This is a genomic window from Streptomyces sp. MBT65, from assembly GCF_016612545.1.
Lineage (GTDB): Bacteria > Actinomycetota > Actinomycetes > Streptomycetales > Streptomycetaceae > Streptomyces.
In genome coordinates this window covers 1-17659 of sequence record NZ_JAENRY010000035.1, presented here as the reverse complement: position 1 = coordinate 17659, position 17659 = coordinate 1, and the positions used below count along the sequence as shown (strand labels likewise).

Genomic DNA, 17659 nt, shown 5'->3' with positions numbered 1-17659 from the left:
CCAGACCCCGGGCAAGACCCAGACCCCGCTCACCGGCACGGATCAAGCGCCGCTGCTTTCCCGCGACCTGATCCGCCGGCAGACGAGAAGGGTGGGCACCGACGGGTGCCCACCCTTCCTGGAACTCGCACGGTTCTACCGGTAGTTCACGAACTGCAGCGCGAAGTCGAAGTCCTTGCCCTTGAGCAGGGCCTGCACGGCCTGAAGGTCGTCACGGCTCTTCGAGCTGACCCGCAGTTCGTCGCCCTGCACCTGGGCCTTCACGCCCTTGGGGCCCTCGTCGCGAATGATCTTCGCCACCTTCTTCGCGTTGTCCTGGGAGATGCCCTCCTCGATCGACGCGAAGATCTTGTACTCCTTGCCGGAGAGCTGAGGCTCACCGGCGTCCAGCGCCTTCAGCGAGATGCCGCGCTTGATCAGCTTGGACTGGAAGACGTCGAGGATCGCCTTGACCCGCTCCTCGGAGTTCGCCTCCATGAGGATCTTCTCGGCGGACCATGCGATCGAGGCACCCACGCCCTTGAAGTCGTAGCGCTGCGAGATCTCCTTGGCGGCCTGGTTGAGGGCGTTGTCGACCTCCTGCCGCTCGACCTTCGAGACGATGTCGAAACTGGAGTCGGCCATGTCCTGTGGCTCCTTGTATCAGGGTGCGTATCGATGCGTGTCACTGCGTATCGGCGGCGTGGGGGCAGCCGCCGAGCCCGGTGTAGGCCCCGGGCCGCATCCGCATAAGCGTAGCCACCCCCTCCCCTCCGAGCGCCGATCTATCGGGTGGCGAAGCACCCCTGGGCATCGGGTATCGTTTACGTCGTTGCCACGGAGCACCGCCGAAAAGCGGTTCGAGAGGCAGCATCCCCGGCGGTGTGCCCGAGTGGCCAAAGGGAGCAGACTGTAAATCTGCCGGCTTAGCCTACCCAGGTTCGAACCCTGGCGCCGCCACATGATCGAAGGGTCTGTGATCAGCAGCAATGCTGATCACAGACCCTTTTGTCGTTCCCGGAGAAGGTCCCGGAGTCGACCCGGAGCTTTTCCGGAGCGTCCCCGGAACCTCCTGCCGCAGCATCCGCGGAACTTTCTGCCGCGGCGCCCCCACCTCGCCCTCAGTCTTGACGTGCCCGTGCCACGGTCCTACTGTCGCGACACCGCGTTCATGTTGAAACACGAAGTTCATCCATGTGAACAACGTGAACACATGGGCGTGCGCCAACCGAGTCCATAGAGCAGACAGGAAGGCACCCCCCATGCGCATGCGAACGCTGCTCACCTCCCTGGCCACCGTCGTCGCCGTCACCGGCGGCCTCGCCCTCACGGCTCCTGTCGCGTCCGGCAGTACCGGCGCCGCACACGTCGTCGCCTCCCCCCTCGCGGACCCCTCCGTCGCCCCCGGCGGGAACTTCGAGCTGGGGGTGTGGCAGCTCCAGGAGCCGATCGGTTCCCCGGGCTCGCCCACGACGATCTCGTCGTCGCGGCTCCAAGGGGCCAACGGGTTCCAGGACGCGTACTTCTACACGGACACCCGCGACGGCGCGATGACCTTCTGGGCGCCCGAGAAGGGCGTCACCACCCCCAACTCGAACTACGCCCGCTCCGAACTGCGCGAGATGAACCGCAGCGGCAGCGCCGCCGACTGGTCGCTCAGCGGCACCCACACGATGAAGGCGACGCTGCGGGTCGTGTCCGTCACGTCGAACGTCTGCGTCGGCCAGATTCACCTCGGTAGCGGCGGCACCTCCACCAAGCCGCTCCTGGAGCTGTACTACCGCTCCAGCGGCGACATCGTCCTCGGCACCGAGAACTCGCCCTCAGGAGGCCAGACCCTGCACACCGTCGGCAACGTGGCGGTCGGCAAGACGTGGAGCTACACGATCGGCGTCTCGGGCGGAAACACCATCAACCTCACGGTCAACGGGAGCACCACGCACTACGCGATCCCGTCGTCGTTCAACGCCTACAAGCAGTACTTCAAGGCCGGTTCGTACAACCAGTCGTCCTCCGACAGCACCACCAAGGGCGCCCGGGTCGCCTTCTACGGCCTCACCGTCGCCCACAGCTGAGCGAGCCCCGACCGCCGACTCGGCCTGCGGCGGGGCAGACTGACTCCATGTCGTCACGCCGCAGAAGCTGCCCCGAGTGCCGTCGTGAAATCGCCGTCGTGGCCGGCCGATACGCGCGGCACGACCCGCCAGGAGCGCGGGAGACCGGCGACCTCGTGTCCTGCCCCGGGTCCCGCCGACAGGCGGGACCCGGGGCGGCACAGCCCGCGTTGGACGGGTACGTGGTACCGGACTTCCCCGGCCAGATGCCCCTGTTCTGAGCGACGGCCCACCACCCGGCGGGCACCACCCTGCGGAGAACCTCAGTTCCCCGCCACCGACTTCACCGCCACCGACACCGGCGCGGACCCTCCGATCAGCTCCAGCGTCAGACCGGCCGTCGCCGGGGTCTCCACCAACTCCAGGAGTACGGCGGCCACATCGTCCCGCGGGATCGAACCGAGACCGGTGTGGGCCTCCAACCGGACCAGCCCGGTGCCGGCGCCGTTCGTCAGCGAACCGGGGCGCAGAATCGTCCAGTCCAGCGCGTCCAGGCCGCGCACATACGCGTCGGCCTCGCCCTTGGCCCGCAGATACACGTCGAAGACGCCGTCACCGGAGTGCGTCGGATCCGCGCCCATCGAGGACACGACGACATGACGTCGTACGCCCGCCAGAACCGCCGCGTCGGCGAACAGCACCGCCGAACCCCGGTCCACCGTGTCCTTGCGGGCCGTGCCGCTGCCGGGGCCCGCGCCCGCCGCGAAGACCGCCGCGTCCGCGCCCCGCAGCACCGCCGCGACCTCCTCGACCGAGGCCGACTCCAGGTCGAGCACGAGCGGTTCGGCGCTGGCCGCCCGTAGATCGTCGCTCTGTTCGGCGTTGCGGATGATGCCCGCGACCTCTTCACCGCGTGCGGCGAGCAGGCGCTCCAGCCGCAGCGCGATCTGACCATGACCTCCAGCGATGACAATGCGCATGCCTTCGACCGTACGCCCGGACGACCGCAGGCGCCGCATGACTTCGGCCGCGTCCCAGCAGCGCACACCGGCGATGGACGCGCCGGGCGCGCGGACCCGAGCCATGGCGCCTCAGGCGTGCGCCCCGGCGCAGTTCAGGCGGCTCACGACAGTTCGCCCCGTCCCTGCCGGGGCAGCCCCAACTCCGAGCCTGCCGCCGTGTTGCAGTACTCCCGCACCGCGCTCGTCCGTGCCACCACGCGCCCCCGGTGCACCACGATCCGGCTGTACGCCAGCGAGAGCGCGCCCGCGAGCCGGTCGCCGCGCACGGCGAGCAGTTCGGCCGGAAATCCCGCCTCGACCCGTACCTCGGGCAGACCGAGCGCCGCGCGTGCCGACGAACTCACCGTGTCGTAGGCGTCCTCGGGCCGCATCCCGTGCCGCGAGGCCAGCAGGTAGGCCGCCTCCAACGGGTCCCCGCGGCCCACCGGGTTGGACACGTCGCGCAGGGCGCCGCTGCCCGCGGCCACTTGGACGCCGGCCGTGCGCAGCAGTCGTACGGGAGCCGTGCCCCGGCGGTCGACGCCGCCGCAGCCGCCCTGCGGCAGGCAGACCACCGTCACGCCGGCCGCGGCCAGTTGGTCCGCGATCCGCGTGACCGTGTCCGCAGGCAGCCGTCCCAGACCGCCGCACGGGCCGAGCGTCACCCCGGGGCGCATCCCGCCCGCGACGGCCGCCAGCCGGGCCAGGCGGGTCGGGTCGGCGGCGTCCGTGTGCAGGTCGACCGGGCAGCCGTGCTCGGACGCGACCTCCAGGACGGCCTCCACGTACCCCGTCGGATCGGGGTCCAGATCTGGACAACCGCCCACTACGGAGGCACCCATTTTCAACGCGTCCCGCAGCATCGCGAGCCCGTCCGCCCCCGCCACCCCGGTCAGCAGCCGGGGCATCGCCACCGCGCTCAACTCCGCCAGCCCGCGCAGCGCCCGCCGTGCCCGCAGTACGGCGGCCAGCGCGCCCAGCCCCTGGACGTCCCCCACGCGCACGTGCGCCCGCTGCGCCGTGGCCCCGTGCCCGAGTTGCAGCAGCGCGGCCTCCGTCGCGCGGCGCTGGACGTCCTCGGGGTCGTAGGAGACCGGTCCGCCGTTCTCGGCCGACAGGGCGGTGTCACTGTGCGTGTGCGGCTCGGCTGGGGCCGGGAGGAGGAGATAGCCGCTGAGGTCCACGCGTGACCCGCACGCGCGCGTGGCGTCCGTCGCCAGGCTGCCGGCCGTGCCGACCGCCTCGATGCGCCCGCCGCCCAGCCGTACGTCCACGGTCCGGCCGTCGGTCAGCCGGGCGCCGCACAGCAGGAGCGCGGCCGGGTCGGCCGGTCCCGACGAGCCTGAGGAACCCGACGGGCCGGACGAGGAGTGGGACGGCTGGGGCTGACTGTCGGGCATCGCGCTCCAGGGGCTCAGGGCTTCGCGGGCTCGGGGCTCAGGACCGGTGGCTGCGCAGAGGGGCGCAAGATCACGCAGAGTGAGTCGAGCCTAGGGCGGTGATCCGCTCGTGGCCGGGAGGAGCGCAATAGTCGTACCGGTGTGGTCCCCCGTACGGGAGAGGGTCCCGAGGCCTCTGGGAGGGCCGTGGAAGCGGCTGGAACGGTGCCGCGAAACGGATTTGGGTGAACGGCGACGGAGCGTGTAATGTCTTCATCGCTCGCCCCAATAGCTCAGTCGGTAGAGCGTCTCCATGGTAAGGAGAAGGTCTACGGTTCGATTCCGTATTGGGGCTCTGGTGTGAAAGGTTCCCGTCGCAAGATGGGAACTGATCGCATCACAGCGGTGTAGCTCAGTCGGTAGAGCAAGCGGCTCATAATCGCTGTGTCACCGGTTCAAGTCCGGTCACCGCTACTGACAGTAGCCGATTGCGGGGTCGGTCCTTCGATCGGCTACTCTGTTATGCGTTCATAGTCCCATCCGTTCGTCAAGGAGCACTCCTGTGGCTGCCACCGACGTCCGCCCGAAGATCACGCTGGCCTGCGTGGAGTGCAAGGAGCGGAACTACATCACCAAGAAGAACCGGCGTAACAACCCGGACCGACTGGAGATGAAGAAGCACTGCCCGCGTTGCAATGCGCACACCGCGCACCGCGAAACGCGATAAGTATCAGGCTCGTACGCGAGGCCGTCCCCGAAGTCTGGGGGCGGCCTCGCGTCGTTCTCCACACAGCAGGCCGCACACCAGGCCATACGGCAGCAGGAGCATCAGGAGGTACCGGGCCATGGCGCTCGACCAGTCCTTCGTGGGGCGGACCTACCCGCCCACCGACCCCTACGAGGTGGGCCGGGAGAAGATCCGTGAGTTCGCGGAGGCGGTGGGGGACACCAACCCGGCGTACACGGACCCGGAGGCCGCCAAGGCGTTCGGCCACCCCGATGTGATCGCCCCGCCGACCTTCGTCTTCTCCATCACGTTCAAGGCCGCGGGACAGGTCGTCCAGGACCCGCAGCTCGGCCTCGACTACAGCCGGGTCGTGCACGGCGACCAGAAGTTCGTCTACGTCCGCCCCGTGCGCGCGGGCGACCGTCTCACGGTCACCTCCACGATCGAGGCGATCAAGTCGATGGCGGGCAACGACATCCTGGACATCCGCGGCGAGGTCCACGACGAGGCGGGCGAGCACGTCGTGACCGCCTGGACCAAGCTCGTGGCCCGCGCGGCGGAGGAGAGCTGACATGACGGCGAAGATCGCGTACGACGACGTCGAGGTCGGCACCGAGCTGCCCACCCAGACCTTCCCCGTGAGCCGCGCCGCCCTCGTCCAGTACGCGGGCGCCTCCGGGGACTTCAACCCGATCCACTGGAACGAGAAGTTCGCCAAGGAGGTCGGACTCCCGGACGTCATCGCGCACGGCATGTTCACCATGGCCGAGGCGATCCGGGTGGTCACCGACTGGGCCGGCGACCCGGGCGCGGTCGTCGAGTACGGCGTCCGCTTCACCAAGCCGGTCGTCGTCCCGAACGACGACCAGGGCGCGACCGTGGAGGTCAGCGCCAAGGTCGCGGTCAAGCTCGACGACAACACGGTCCGCGTGGACCTGGTGGCGACGAGCGCCGGCCAGAAGGTGCTCGGGATGTCACGAGCGGTCGTACGACTGGCGTGAGCCGGGGTAAGGGGCGTCGGCCATTGCGGACGCCCCTTACGTGTCGGACCCTCCGGTGACTGGCAGTGACATCGGCGGCCCGGGGGTGTCCCGCTCGTGTGCCGTGCCCCACACCCCTTGACTAAGTTAGTGATTGAGTACTAACTTTCTCGCATGGTCAGGATGAGCGCAGAGGAGAGGCGCGAGAGCGTCGTCCGCGCGGCGATCGCCGAGTTCGCGCAGCGGGGGTACTACGGCACCTCCACCGAGGCGATCGCCAAGCGGGTCGGTGTCTCGCAGCCGTATCTCTTCCGGCTCTTCCCGGGCAAGAAGGCGATGTTCGCGGCGGCCGCGCTCCGGTGTGTCGAGGACGTGTGCCGGGTCATGGAGGAGTCGTCCAAGGGGCTGGAGGGCGAAGAGGCCCTGCATGCCATGGCCAACGGCTATGTGCAGCTCATCACGGAGCATCCCGAGAAGCTCCAGATGCAGATGCAGACGTACATCACGGTGGCCGCCGCCGAGGCGGAGGGTGATCACGAGTTCGGTGAGGCCGTGCGGAAGGGCTGGATGAAGCTCTGGGACGTCGTGCATCTGCCCCTGGGGGCGGATGTGGACCAGACCACGACCTTCCTGGCGTACGGAATGCTGATCAACACCCTTGCGGCCATGGGTTTTCCGCCGGAGCACCGGGTCTGGGAGGGGTTGTATCCGGAGGCCCGTGTCACCGGCCGGCTGGAGAAGTCGTAGCGGCGGCGAAGAGGCGGATTCTGCGCCTTTTTCATGAGCGGCGAAGTTAGTCATCAATAACTAATCATCGGTACGAGCACCCTCTGGGGGAGCGATGTCACAGCCAACCGAACGCCGTGGGGGCATGGTCTGGGCCCTCGTCATCACCAGCGTCGCAGGATTCATGGCGGCCCTGGACAACCTGGTCGTCACCACCGCCCTGCCGTCCATCCGCAAGGACCTCGGGGGCGCGCTGGGCGACCTGGAATGGACCGTGAGCGCCTACACGCTCACCTTCGCCGTCCTGCTGATGTTCGGCGCGGCGCTCGGCGACCGGTTCGGCCGCCGTCGGCTCTTCCTCGTCGGCATCACCATCTTCACCGGTGCCTCCGCCGCCGCGGCCATGGCGCCCGGCATCGAGTCCCTCATCGCGGCCCGCGCGGTCCAGGGCGTCGGCGCGGCGATCATGATGCCGCTGACGCTGACCCTGCTGACGGCGGCCGTACCCGCCGCCAAGCGCGGGATGGCGTACGGCATATGGGGCGCGGTCAACGGACTCGCCGTCGCCTCCGGACCGCTGATCGGCGGCAGCCTCACCGAGCACATCTCCTGGCACTGGATCTTCTGGCTGAACGTCCCGCTCGGCCTGGCCCTGCTGCCGCTCGCCCGTCTGCGCCTCTCCGAGTCCTACGGCACCGGCGCCCCGCTCGACTTCTCCGGCACCCTGCTCGCCAGCGGCGGCCTCTTCGGCATCGTCTACGGCCTGGTCCGCGGGCCCGCCGACGGCTGGACCAGCTCGCTCGTCCTCACCGGGCTGTTCGCGGGAAGCGCGCTGTTCGCCGGGTTCATCGTCTACAGCGTCAACGCCAAGAACCCGATGCTCCCGATGCGGCTGTTCCGCTCCCGCGCCTTCTCCGGGATCAACGCGGCGAGCCTGCTGATGTTCCTCGGGATGTTCGGTTCGATCTTCCTGCTCAGCCAGTACATGCAGGGCGTCCTCGGCTACTCGCCCACCGAGGCGGGCCTGCGGATGCTCCCCTGGACCGGTATGCCGATGCTCGTCGCCCCCATCGCCGGCATCCTCTCCGACCGCATCGGCGGCCGCCCGGTCGTCGCCGCCGGCCTCTTCCTCCAGGCGGCCGGTCTCGGCTACATGTCCTACGTGGTCACCACAGACGTCTCCTACGGCGCCCAGCTGCCCGGCCTGATCCTCAGCGGCATCGGCATGGCCCTGTTCTTCGCACCGGCCTCCAACCTGGTCATGTCCAGCGTCCGCCCCCAGGAGCAGGGCATCGCCTCCGGCGCCAACAACGCGCTCCGCGAGGTGGGCGGCGCGCTCGGCATCGCCGTCATGGCGTCGATCTTCTCGGCCCAGGGCGGCTACCAGACCGCACAGACCTTCGTCGACGGCCTGAAGCCCGCGCTGGTCACCGGCGCGGCGGTGGTCGCCCTCGCGGGGGTCGCGACGCTGCTGATCCCGACGCGGCGGCGGGCGGCGCAGCTCGTGGCGGAGTCCTCCGAGTCGGCGGAGCGTGCCGAGCCGGCCGGGTCCGACCCGGTACTGGAGAACGCCGGTCGCTGACCGGAACACCTCGCACGCACGCGTGGAGCCCTGCCGATGCCGGTGGGGCTCCACGCGTGCGTGCCGTGCGCCGAACGGCCGGTCGCCCCCGCCGCCCCGGACCTGTCAGTCCCGTCTCGTACGCTTGGCCCCGTGCAGGAACTCCACGACGCTCCCCTCGCCCCCCTCACCACCTTCCGGCTGGGCGGTCCCGCGACCCGGTTGGTCACCGCAGGCACCGACGCCGAGGTGATCGACGTCGTGCGCGAGGCCGATGACACCGGGACGCCGTTGCTGGTCATCGGGGGCGGCTCGAACCTCGTCATCGGGGACAAGGGCTTCGAGGGCACCGCCCTGCGCATCGCCACCCGCGGCTTCGAACTCGACGGCACGCGGCTGGAGTTGGCGGCCGGCGAGGTGTGGACCGACGCGGTCGCCCGCACCGTGGAGGCCGGTCTCGCCGGGATCGAGTGCCTCGCCGGGATTCCCGGGTCGGCCGGTGCGACCCCGATCCAGAACGTGGGGGCGTACGGCCAGGAGGTCTCCGCCACCATCACCGAGGTCGTCGCCTACGACCGCACCACCCGCGAGACGGTCACCCTGACGAACGAGGAGTGCGCCTTCTCGTACCGCCACAGCCGGTTCAAGGCCGAGCCCGAGCGCTATGTGGTGCTCCGGGTCCGCTTCGAGCTGGAGGACGCGGACGGGCTGTCGGCGCCCGTGAAGTACGCCGAGACGGCTCGGGTGCTCGGTGTCGAGCCCGGTGACCGGGTGCCGCTCGCGCAGGCCCGGGAGACCGTTCTCGCGCTGCGCGCCGGCAAGGGCATGGTCCTGGACCCCGAGGACCACGACACCTGGTCGGCCGGTTCCTTCTTCACCAACCCGATCCTCACCGAGGAGGAGTTCACCGCGTTCCACGCGCGCGTGGGGGAGCGACTCGGGGAGGGCGTGGAGCCGCCCGCGTACCCGGCGGGGGAGGGCCACACCAAGACCTCCGCCGCCTGGCTGATCGACAAGGCGGGCTTCACCAAGGGGTACGGCAGCGGTCCCGCCCGCATCTCCACCAAGCACACCCTTGCGCTCACCAACCGCGGCGCGGCGACCACCGAGGACCTCCTCACCCTGGCCCGCGAAGTCGTCGCCGGGGTCCACGACGCCTTCGGGGTCACTCTGGTCAACGAACCGGTCACGGTCGGCGTCAGCCTCTGACAGCGCACTACGGAGTGCCTCAACAGGCCCTCCCCGTACGGAATCTCCGTTGCCGAGGCCCCCGTCCGACCGCGACGATTGCCTCATGAGGCACCCCATATGGAGCTGAGACTCCGCGAGTTCAGACCCCGGATCGGTCCGCACGAACACCGTGTCGTCCAGCCCGGGCGACCCCTGCGCCACACCTCACTGCGCGACCCGGCGCCGTACGGCATGCTCCTGGGGGACCACGACGGGCTGAACCGGCTCGCGGGGCTGTTCTCGTTCGCGGCCCACTCGCGGCACACCGTCGTGCACGTCCCGCTGCGCGGGAGCGTGCCGCCCGACGAGGGGTGCGGGGAGCTGGTGGATCTGGTGGTGGCCCACTCGGAGGCGGGGCTGCGGCCCTCCAAGTGGCCCGAACTGCGGCGGGCGCTCGGGCGCGGCAACCCGCTCACCGTGCGCACGGACGAGGCCCGAACCGAGCGGCACGCGCGTGCGTGGCTCGAGCGGCCGTACGCCCGTGGGCAGTTGCGGCACACCACGCACGCGCGTACGTACTTCCTCATCGGCGACCGTGACGTCCTCGCCACCGCCGCCACCCACTTCGCCTACGCGGCCGGCTGGGGGCCGCGGGAGAAGCGGGTCGTCAAAGGGCACTCGGCGTTCGTGACCTCCTTGAGCAGCGAACTGCTTCCCTACCCGGAGGGCTCGCGCTGCCCCGAGGTCGCGATCGGTTTCAAGCCGTATCCGCCCTACGCGCACTTCAGGCGACCGGGGCGCTGAGCCAGTCGTCGATGCCCGACAGGAGCTTCGTCCTCATGTCCTCCGGGGCCGCCGATCCCCGTACCGACTGCCGGGCCAGTTCGGCCAGTTCGCGGTCCGAGAAGGCGTGGTAACGGCGGGCGATCTCGTACTGGGCGGCCAGCCGGGAGCCGAACAGGAGCGGGTCGTCGGCGCCGAGCGCCAGGGGGACGCCCGCTTCGAAGAGGGTCCGCAGGGGCACGTCCTCGTGCTTCTCGTAGACGCCCAGCGCCACGTTCGAGGCGGGGCACACCTCGCAGGTGATGCCCCGGTCGGCGAGCCGTTTCAGCAGCCTCGGGTCCTCCGCCGCGCGCACCCCGTGGCCGATCCGGGTCGCGTGCAGGTCGTCCAGGCAGTCCCGCACCGAGGCCGGGCCCGCCAGCTCGCCGCCGTGCGGGGCCGACAGCAGACCGCCCTCCTGGGCGATCGCGAAGGCCCGGTCGAAGTCCCGTGCCATACCCCGGCGTTCGTCGTTCGAGAGGCCGAAACCGACCACACCGTGGTCCGCGTACCGCACCGCCAGCCGGGCCAGCGTGCGGGCGTCCAGGGGGTGCTTCATGCGGTTCGCGGCGACCAGCACCCGCATCCCGAGCCCGGTCTCGCGGGAGGTCGTCTCCACCGCGTCCAGGATGACCTCCAGCGCCGGGATCAGCCCGCCCAGGCGGGGTGCGTACGACGTCGGGTCCACCTGGATCTCCAGCCAGCCCGAGCCGTCCCTGACGTCCTCCTCGGCGGCCTCGCGCACCAGCCGCTGGATGTCCTCGGGTTCCCGCAGGCACGACCGCGCCGCGTCGTACAGCCGCTGGAATCGGAACCAGCCCCGCTCGTCCGTCGCCCGCAGCTTCGGCGGCTCTCCGCTGGTCAGCGCCTCGGTCAGGGCGTCCGGCAGGCGTACGCCGTACTTGTCGGCCAGCTCCAGCACGGTGGTCGGCCGCATCGACCCGGTGAAGTGCAGGTGCAGATGGGCTTTCGGCAGTTCAGAGACATCACGTACACGCTCCATCTGGGAATCCTGCCGTACGTTCCCGCCGTGCCGGTACCACTTTCCCCGATAGTGGTCTTGCTCGCACAAAGCAGCGGGCCGCCTCCCCGGAGGGAAACGGCCCGCACGCACGCGTGGAGCACGGAAAACGTCAGTCCTGGGCCTCCGCCAGCAGCTTCTGGATGCGGCTGACGCCCTCGACGAGGTCCTCGTCACCCAGGGCGTACGACAGCCGCAGGTAACCGGGGGTCCCGAAGGCCTCGCCGGGGACGACCGCGACCTCGGCCTCCTCCAGGATCAGCGCGGCCAGCTCGACCGAGTCCTGCGGGCGCTTGCCGCGGATCTCCTTGCCGAGCAGCGCCTTGACCGACGGGTAGACGTAGAACGCGCCCTCGGGCTCCGGGCACAGCACGCCGTCGATCTCGTTCAGCATGTGCACGATCGTCTTACGGCGGCGGTCGAAGGCCTCGCCCATCTTCGCCACGGCGTCCAGGTTGCCCGAGACGGCGGCCAGCGCGGCGACCTGGGCGACGTTCGAGACGTTCGAGGTGGCGTGCGACTGGAGGTTGGTCGCGGCCTTGACGACGTCCTTCGGGCCGATGATCCAGCCCACCCGCCAGCCGGTCATGGCGTACGTCTTGGCGACGCCGTTGACCACGATGCACTTGTCGCGCAGCTCGGGGAGGATCGCGGGCAGCGAGGTGAACTTGGCGTCTCCGTAGACGAGGTGTTCGTAGATCTCGTCCGTCATGACCCACAGGCCGTGCTCGACGGCCCAGCGGCCGATCGCCTCGGCCTCGGCCTCGCTGTAGACGGCGCCGGTCGGGTTGGACGGCGAGACGAACAGGACGACCTTGGTGTTCTCTGTGCGGGCCGCCTCCAACTGCTCGACGCTGACGCGGTATCCGGTCGTCTCGTCGGCGACGACGTCCACGGGGACACCGCCCGCGAGCCGGATCGACTCCGGGTACGTCGTCCAGTACGGCGCCGGGACGATGACCTCGTCGCCCGGGTCGAGGATCGCGGCGAAGGCCTCGTAGATGGCCTGCTTGCCGCCGTTGGTGACCAGGATCTGGGAGGCGTCCACCTCGTAGCCCGAGTCGCGCAGCGTCTTCGCGGCGATCGCGGCCTTCAGCTCCGGCAGACCGCCGGCCGGGGTGTAGCGGTGGTACTTCGGGTTCGAGCAGGCCTCGATCGCGGCCTGGACGACGTAGTCCGGAGTCGGGAAGTCCGGTTCACCCGCGCCGAAGCCGATCACCGGACGCCCGGCGGCCTTGAGGGCCTTGGCCTTGGCGTCCACGGCGAGGGTGGCGGACTCGGAGATCGCGCCGACTCGGGCGGAGACCCGGCGCTCGGTGGGAGGGGTTGAGGCGCTCATGGACCCATCGTTTCAGACCGGAAACCCGCCCGGCACACCGGTTTCACAGACTGAACCGGATCGGGAGGACATCGGGCGGACAGTGAACAACCGTCCGGATTCCGGCCCCGGCCTGGGCGATCTTCCTCCGGCAATCCCCGTACAGGCACTTTCTGTTCGACGACCGGCCCCGGAGCACGTACACTCCTAGCTCGTTGGCCTTCAACAGCCGCGCCCTACTTGGTGCACACCGAGCACCCGGGTGGATGCGGTACGTTGGGGACGTCACAAAGGGTCGTAGCTCAATTGGTAGAGCACCGGTCTCCAAAACCGGCGGTTGGGGGTTCAAGTCCCTCCGGCCCTGCTACACACTCCTTCGCCAGGATGTGTGCGCAGCGCATGTTTACACAGCAATGCACCGCCGTGCAGCTCAGACCGGGCGCGGCACGGCCACGACCCGGGAACAGGTGAGGACGAATGGCGGACGCCGTGGGCTCCATCGACATGCCTGATGCCCAGGACGAGGTGTCGGAGTCCAAGAAGAAGGCCCGTAAGGGTGGCAAGCGCGCCAAGAAGGGCCCGCTGAAGCGGCTCGGCATCTTCTACCGCCAGATCATCGCGGAGCTCCGCAAGGTCGTCTGGCCCACGCGCAACCAGCTGACGACGTACACGACGGTTGTCATCGTCTTCGTCGTCATCATGATCGGTCTGGTGACCGTGATTGACTATGGACTCAATCACGCCGCGAAGTACGTCTTCGGCTGAGGCCGGAAGCGAAGGGCGCCCTGACCGGCGCCCCTTTCGCGTGTTCCACCCCCATGTATCCAGGAAGAAGCAGCCACCGTGTCTGACCCGAAGCTGAACGAGGCCGTCGAGCCGGACGAGTCCGTGGAAGACGAACTCGACATCGTCGAGGGCGCGGACGAGGACCTGGACGAGGTCGAGGCTGCAGACGCCGACGCGGGCGAGCCCGCCGAGGAAGCCGCCGTGCACGTCGAGGACGAGGACGCGGAAGCGACCGAGGACCTCGACGACGAGGCCACCGCCGAGGACGACGAGGAAGAGGCCGAGCCGGCCGAGCCCGTCGACCCCGTGGTGGCCCTGCGCGAGGAACTGCGGCTCCTTCCCGGCGAGTGGTACGTCATCCACACGTACGCCGGCTACGAGAACCGCGTGAAGACCAACCTGGAGCAGCGCGCCGTCTCGCTGAACGTCGAGGACTACATCTTCCAGGCCGAGGTGCCGCAGGAAGAGGTCGTCCAGATCAAGAACGGCGACCGCAAGACCATCAAGCAGAACAAGCTCCCGGGCTACGTCCTGGTCCGCATGGACCTGACGAACGAGTCCTGGGGCGTCGTCCGCAACACCCCCGGCGTCACCGGCTTCGTGGGCAACGCCTACGACCCGTACCCGCTGACCCTGGACGAGATCGTCAAGATGCTCGCCCCGGAGGCCGAGGAGAAGGCCGCGCGTGAGGCCGCCGAGGCCGAGGGCAAGCCGGTTCCGCAGCGCAAGGTCGAGGTCCAGGTGCTGGACTTCGAGGTCGGCGACTCGGTCACCGTCACCGACGGCCCGTTCGCGACGCTGCAGGCGACCATCAACGAGATCAACGCCGACTCGAAGAAGGTCAAGGGCCTCGTCGAGATCTTCGGCCGCGAGACGCCGGTGGAGCTCTCCTTCGACCAGATCCAGAAGAACTAGTCCCTCGGGACCGGCACCTTCCGGACGTACGTCTTCCGAGCAGGTCAGACGGGCTGTCAAAAGCCTCTCTGACCTGCTCGGTTTTTGGCCGCGCACAGATACCCGTTATCGTTGTGCGGTATGCCTCCATCCGGATTAACCGGACGGCGGCCGAACACTCTCACTAGGACCCGGAGAGAGCAATGCCTCCCAAGAAGAAGAAGGTCACGGGGCTTATCAAGCTCCAGATCAACGCCGGTGCGGCGAACCCGGCCCCGCCGGTCGGCCCCGCGCTCGGTCAGCACGGCGTCAACATCATGGAGTTCTGCAAGGCCTACAACGCGGCCACCGAGTCGCAGCGTGGCTGGGTGATCCCGGTGGAGATCACGGTCTACGAGGACCGCTCCTTCACCTTCGTCACCAAGACCCCGCCGGCCGCGAAGATGATCCTCAAGGCCGCCGGTGTCGAGAAGGGCTCGGGCGAGCCGCACAAGACCAAGGTCGCCAAGATCACCCAGGCGCAGGTCCGCGAGATCGCCACGACCAAGCTTCCCGACCTGAACGCCAACGACCTGGACGCCGCGTCGAAGATCATCGCCGGCACCGCCCGCTCCATGGGCATCACGGTCGAGGGCTGACCTTCACCTCGTAGGAAAGACCGTGGCAGGGCCTGCTCGGCCCACACCACGACTCCTCAGAACACACAGGAGCAGTAGTGAGCAAGCGCAGCAAATCTCTCCGCGCTGCGGACGCCAAGATCGACCGGGACAAGCTCTACGCCCCGCTCGAGGCCGTGCGTCTCGCCAAGGAGACCTCCACCTCCAAGTTCGACGGCACCGTCGAGGTCGCCTTCCGTCTGGGTGTCGACCCGCGCAAGGCCGACCAGATGGTCCGTGGCACCGTGAACCTCCCGCACGGCACCGGTAAGACCGCCCGGGTCCTGGTCTTCGCGACCGGTGACCGTGCCGAGGCCGCGACCGCCGCAGGCGCCGACATCGTCGGTTCCGACGAACTCATCGACGAGGTGGCGAAGGGCCGGCTGGACTTCGACGCCGTCGTCGCCACCCCGGACCTCATGGGCAAGGTCGGCCGTCTCGGCCGCGTGCTCGGTCCCCGTGGTCTCATGCCGAACCCCAAGACCGGCACCGTGACGCCGGACGTGGCCAAGGCCGTCAACGAGATCAAGGGCGGCAAGATCGAGTTCCGCGTCGACAAGCACTCGAACCTGCACTTCATCATCGGCAAGTCGTCCTTCGACGACACCCAGCTGGTGGAGAACTACGGCGCGGCCCTGGACGAGATCCTCCGTCTGAAGCCGTCTGCCGCCAAGGGTCGCTACATCAAGAAGGCCGCGATCAGCACCACGATCGGCCCCGGCATTCCGCTCGACCCGAACCGCACCCGCAACCTCCTCGTCGAGGAGGACCCGGCCGCCGTCTGAGCCCCGCGCTCACCTCGGTAGCCGCGTCGCGTACGCGTAAGAATCGGACGAGCCCCGCAACCTTCGAGGTGCGGGGCTCGTCCCTTTTCGTACCGGGTGTCAGTGCGCTGCGCTAGCGTTTTGGGCAGGCACAGCAATCGCATAGGGGTGGGGACGAATGAAGAGCACGACCGTGCGCCGGATGGGCCTCTCGATCGCGGTGGCGACCGCGTTGGCCTCGGTGGCCGCCTGTGGTTCCTCGGCCTCCTCCGGGGGGTCCGGCAAGGACGACAAGGCCGCGGGGAAGGGCTCGACCCGGGTGAGCCCGATAGCGGCCCTGCGCAGCGCCGAGCGGTCCACCGACAAGGCGGACTCCGCGAAGGTCGAGTCCTCCACCGTGATGGGCTCCCTGATGTCCATGGACGCCAAGGGCAGCCTCGGCTGGGGCGACGGCATCACCGGCACGCTCACGATGACGTACACCGGGGGCACGATGGCGCAGACGATGCGCGCGGCCGGCAGTACGTCGATGGAGGCCCGCTATCTGCCGGACGCCTACTACGCGAAGATGGGCGAGAAGTTCGCCGCGCAGGCGGGCGGCAAGCACTGGCTGAAGTACGCGTACGACGACCTGGCCAAGCTCGGCGGCAGCTCCGGCGCGTACCTCAAGGACCAGATGCAGAACTCGACGCCGAACCAGTCGGTGAAGCTCCTGCTCGCCTCCGGGGACGTCAAGAAGGTCGGTACTGAGACGGTGCGCGGCCAGCGGACCACGCACTACTCGGGCACGGTGGACGTCGCCGACCTCGCCGCCAAGAACTCCAGCCTCACCGCGAGCCAGCTCGCCGGCCTCAAGAAGCAGCTCACCCAGGCCGGTGTCTCGACCGAGCGGGTCGACATCTGGGTCAACGCCCAGGACCTGCTGGTGAAGAAGGTCGAGAAGGGCGAGATGACCTCCGGCCAGTACACCCAGACCGCCTACTACAGCGACTACGGCGTGAAGGTCGACGCGACGGTGCCTCCGGCGAGTGACACCGAGGACTTCACGGCCCTGCTGAAGCAGCAGGGTCTGACACCGGGGAGCGGTGACACGGCGACGGGGTCGGAGACCAGTTCCTGAGGGCCTGTCAGGCTCCAACTCGGTTGAGGGGCACGGGGATTCGGGGGCTTCTGTACGGAGTTCCGGGTTCCGCGTGCCTTCGGGCGAGCGAGGGACGGCGGGGGAGGGATTCCGGGCTTGGCGCCCGGCTCCTCGCCGGTGGAGCCGTCGGCTGATCGGGGCTCGCGGCGGACCGGTCGCCGGGCAGGGCGCCCGCGGCGGCCGTCGTCGGGGCGGCGAAGGCGACTGAGCACACTTTCTCGCTCCGGTACCGGACGGCCGGCGGGGTGGCCGGGCAAGGTGGCCACCAGGGGGCCGAGGTGGAGAAGGTGCCGGCGGGCACGAGCCGGTTGAAGCGGCGAGTCCGTTCCGGGCGGGGTGGCTGGCGACCTGAGCGCCAAGTCGATGAGCGCGGTCGAGGCGGGGGAGAGCCCGGCCGCCGGGGCAGCCCGCATGTTCATGGCCAGCGCGCCGCTGCCCAAGACGCCGATGCCCAAGACGCCGCTCCCCAAGAGGCCGACGCCTGCCAGCCGATGCCCAAGACGTCGACGCCCAAGAGACCGCCGCCCATAAGCCGCCGCCAAGAAGCGGACGCCCAAGAAAGCGACGCCCAAGAAACCGACGCCCGCAATGCGTGTACCGCTCGGCAAGACGATCACCCTCCCGACCTGAACCAGCCGGCGAAGGCCACCACCCCCTACCCGCGAAGGCCATCCCCACCC

The 17659-nt window shown here is 69.3% G+C and carries 19 protein-coding genes and 4 tRNA genes; 18 read left to right on the top strand and 5 right to left on the bottom strand.

The genetic code is table 11. The annotated features are described in order from the left end of the window. Nucleotides 1–135 precede the first annotated feature (135 nt). Nucleotides 136–624 (bottom strand): YajQ family cyclic di-GMP-binding protein, encoded by a 489-nt coding sequence (locus JHN63_RS10750; RefSeq protein ID WP_033282561.1) that lies wholly within the window; start codon nt 622–624, stop codon nt 136–138. Between the two features lie 233 nt (nt 625–857). On the opposite strand from JHN63_RS10750, the gene JHN63_RS10745 reads away from it, so the two are divergent. From JHN63_RS10745 to JHN63_RS52530, 3 genes are all read left to right on the top strand, one after another. Continuing rightward, nucleotides 858–939 (top strand) — tRNA-Tyr (locus tag JHN63_RS10745). Nucleotides 940–1241: 302 nt separating this feature from the next. Further along, nucleotides 1242–2054, top strand: coding sequence for a polysaccharide lyase family 7 protein (locus JHN63_RS10740; protein WP_200679134.1), 813 nt, complete (start codon nt 1242–1244; stop codon nt 2052–2054). 47 nt (nt 2055–2101) lie between these two features. Beyond that, nucleotides 2102–2314, top strand: coding sequence for a hypothetical protein (locus JHN63_RS52530; RefSeq protein WP_234476421.1), 213 nt, complete (start codon nt 2102–2104; stop codon nt 2312–2314). Nucleotides 2315–2356: 42 nt separating this feature from the next. Here JHN63_RS52530 and JHN63_RS10735 read toward each other — a convergent pair whose 3' ends face one another. Next, the gene (locus tag JHN63_RS10735) at nt 2357–3013 is read right to left on the bottom strand and encodes an NAD(P)H-binding protein (protein WP_200679131.1); all 657 of its coding nucleotides are present in this window, start codon (nt 3011–3013) and stop codon (nt 2357–2359) included. 143 nt (nt 3014–3156) lie between these two features. Then, nucleotides 3157–4434 (bottom strand): amidohydrolase family protein, encoded by a 1278-nt coding sequence (locus JHN63_RS10730; protein ID WP_200679129.1) that lies wholly within the window; start codon nt 4432–4434, stop codon nt 3157–3159. Nucleotides 4435–4695: 261 nt separating this feature from the next. On the opposite strand from JHN63_RS10730, the gene JHN63_RS10725 reads away from it, so the two are divergent. The 9 genes from JHN63_RS10725 to JHN63_RS10685 all read left to right on the top strand — a co-directional run bounded on the left by JHN63_RS10725 (nt 4696) and on the right by JHN63_RS10685 (nt 10381). Beyond that, a tRNA-Thr gene (locus JHN63_RS10725) sits at nt 4696–4768 on the top strand. A 46-nt stretch (nt 4769–4814) separates the two neighbouring features. Beyond that, a tRNA-Met gene (locus JHN63_RS10720) sits at nt 4815–4887 on the top strand. A gap of 88 nt (nt 4888–4975) precedes the next feature. Further along, nucleotides 4976–5140, top strand: coding sequence for a 50S ribosomal protein L33 (rpmG, locus tag JHN63_RS10715; RefSeq protein ID WP_003948671.1), 165 nt, complete (start codon nt 4976–4978; stop codon nt 5138–5140). A gap of 118 nt (nt 5141–5258) precedes the next feature. Then, nucleotides 5259–5711, top strand: coding sequence for a MaoC family dehydratase N-terminal domain-containing protein (locus JHN63_RS10710; protein ID WP_200679127.1), 453 nt, complete (start codon nt 5259–5261; stop codon nt 5709–5711). 1 nt (nt 5712) lies between these two features. Then, the gene (locus JHN63_RS10705) at nt 5713–6141 is read left to right on the top strand and encodes a MaoC family dehydratase (RefSeq protein ID WP_200679125.1); all 429 of its coding nucleotides are present in this window, start codon (nt 5713–5715) and stop codon (nt 6139–6141) included. Between the two features lie 153 nt (nt 6142–6294). After that, nucleotides 6295–6867 (top strand): TetR/AcrR family transcriptional regulator, encoded by a 573-nt coding sequence (locus tag JHN63_RS10700; RefSeq protein WP_200679123.1) that lies wholly within the window; start codon nt 6295–6297, stop codon nt 6865–6867. A 94-nt stretch (nt 6868–6961) separates the two neighbouring features. Then, a complete protein-coding gene (locus JHN63_RS10695) occupies nt 6962–8428 on the top strand; it encodes a DHA2 family efflux MFS transporter permease subunit (protein ID WP_200679121.1) in 1467 nt (488 codons plus the stop codon). Between the two features lie 132 nt (nt 8429–8560). After that, complete coding sequence (locus tag JHN63_RS10690) at nt 8561–9616, top strand: UDP-N-acetylmuramate dehydrogenase (RefSeq protein ID WP_200679119.1); 1056 nt, start codon at nt 8561–8563, stop codon at nt 9614–9616. 99 nt (nt 9617–9715) lie between these two features. Further along, nucleotides 9716–10381 carry a hypothetical protein gene (locus tag JHN63_RS10685; RefSeq protein WP_200679118.1) on the top strand — a complete coding sequence of 222 codons (666 nt, stop codon included), beginning with the start codon at nt 9716–9718 and terminating at the stop codon, nt 10379–10381. On the opposite strand, the gene JHN63_RS10680 is transcribed toward JHN63_RS10685, so the two are convergent. Together JHN63_RS10680 and JHN63_RS10675 are read right to left on the bottom strand one after the other, a co-directional pair. Then, on the bottom strand, nt 10362–11402 hold the full coding sequence (locus tag JHN63_RS10680; protein ID WP_200679116.1) for an adenosine deaminase: 1041 nt from the start codon (nt 11400–11402) through the stop codon (nt 10362–10364). The genes JHN63_RS10685 and JHN63_RS10680 overlap by 20 nt on opposite strands. A gap of 130 nt (nt 11403–11532) precedes the next feature. Then, the gene (locus tag JHN63_RS10675) at nt 11533–12759 is read right to left on the bottom strand and encodes a pyridoxal phosphate-dependent aminotransferase (protein ID WP_200679114.1); all 1227 of its coding nucleotides are present in this window, start codon (nt 12757–12759) and stop codon (nt 11533–11535) included. Nucleotides 12760–13029: 270 nt separating this feature from the next. On the opposite strand from JHN63_RS10675, the gene JHN63_RS10670 reads away from it, so the two are divergent. The 6 genes from JHN63_RS10670 (at nt 13030) to JHN63_RS10645 (ending at nt 16958) form a co-directional block, all read left to right on the top strand. Continuing rightward, nucleotides 13030–13102, top strand: a tRNA-Trp gene (locus JHN63_RS10670). 113 nt (nt 13103–13215) lie between these two features. Beyond that, nucleotides 13216–13503 (top strand): preprotein translocase subunit SecE, encoded by a 288-nt coding sequence (secE, locus tag JHN63_RS10665; RefSeq protein WP_200679112.1) that lies wholly within the window; start codon nt 13216–13218, stop codon nt 13501–13503. 78 nt (nt 13504–13581) lie between these two features. Continuing rightward, complete coding sequence (nusG, locus tag JHN63_RS10660) at nt 13582–14439, top strand: transcription termination/antitermination protein NusG (protein WP_200679110.1); 858 nt, start codon at nt 13582–13584, stop codon at nt 14437–14439. 182 nt (nt 14440–14621) lie between these two features. Beyond that, nucleotides 14622–15056 (top strand): 50S ribosomal protein L11, encoded by a 435-nt coding sequence (rplK, locus tag JHN63_RS10655; RefSeq protein WP_019072313.1) that lies wholly within the window; start codon nt 14622–14624, stop codon nt 15054–15056. 77 nt (nt 15057–15133) lie between these two features. Continuing rightward, nucleotides 15134–15859: a 50S ribosomal protein L1 gene (gene rplA / locus JHN63_RS10650; RefSeq protein ID WP_200679109.1), complete on the top strand. Its 726-nt coding sequence runs from the start codon at nt 15134–15136 to the stop codon at nt 15857–15859. A gap of 157 nt (nt 15860–16016) precedes the next feature. Continuing rightward, nucleotides 16017–16958, top strand: a complete 942-nt coding sequence (locus JHN63_RS10645) for a hypothetical protein (RefSeq protein ID WP_200679108.1) — start codon at nt 16017–16019, stop codon at nt 16956–16958. The last annotated feature ends 701 nt before the right edge of the window (nt 16959–17659 follow it).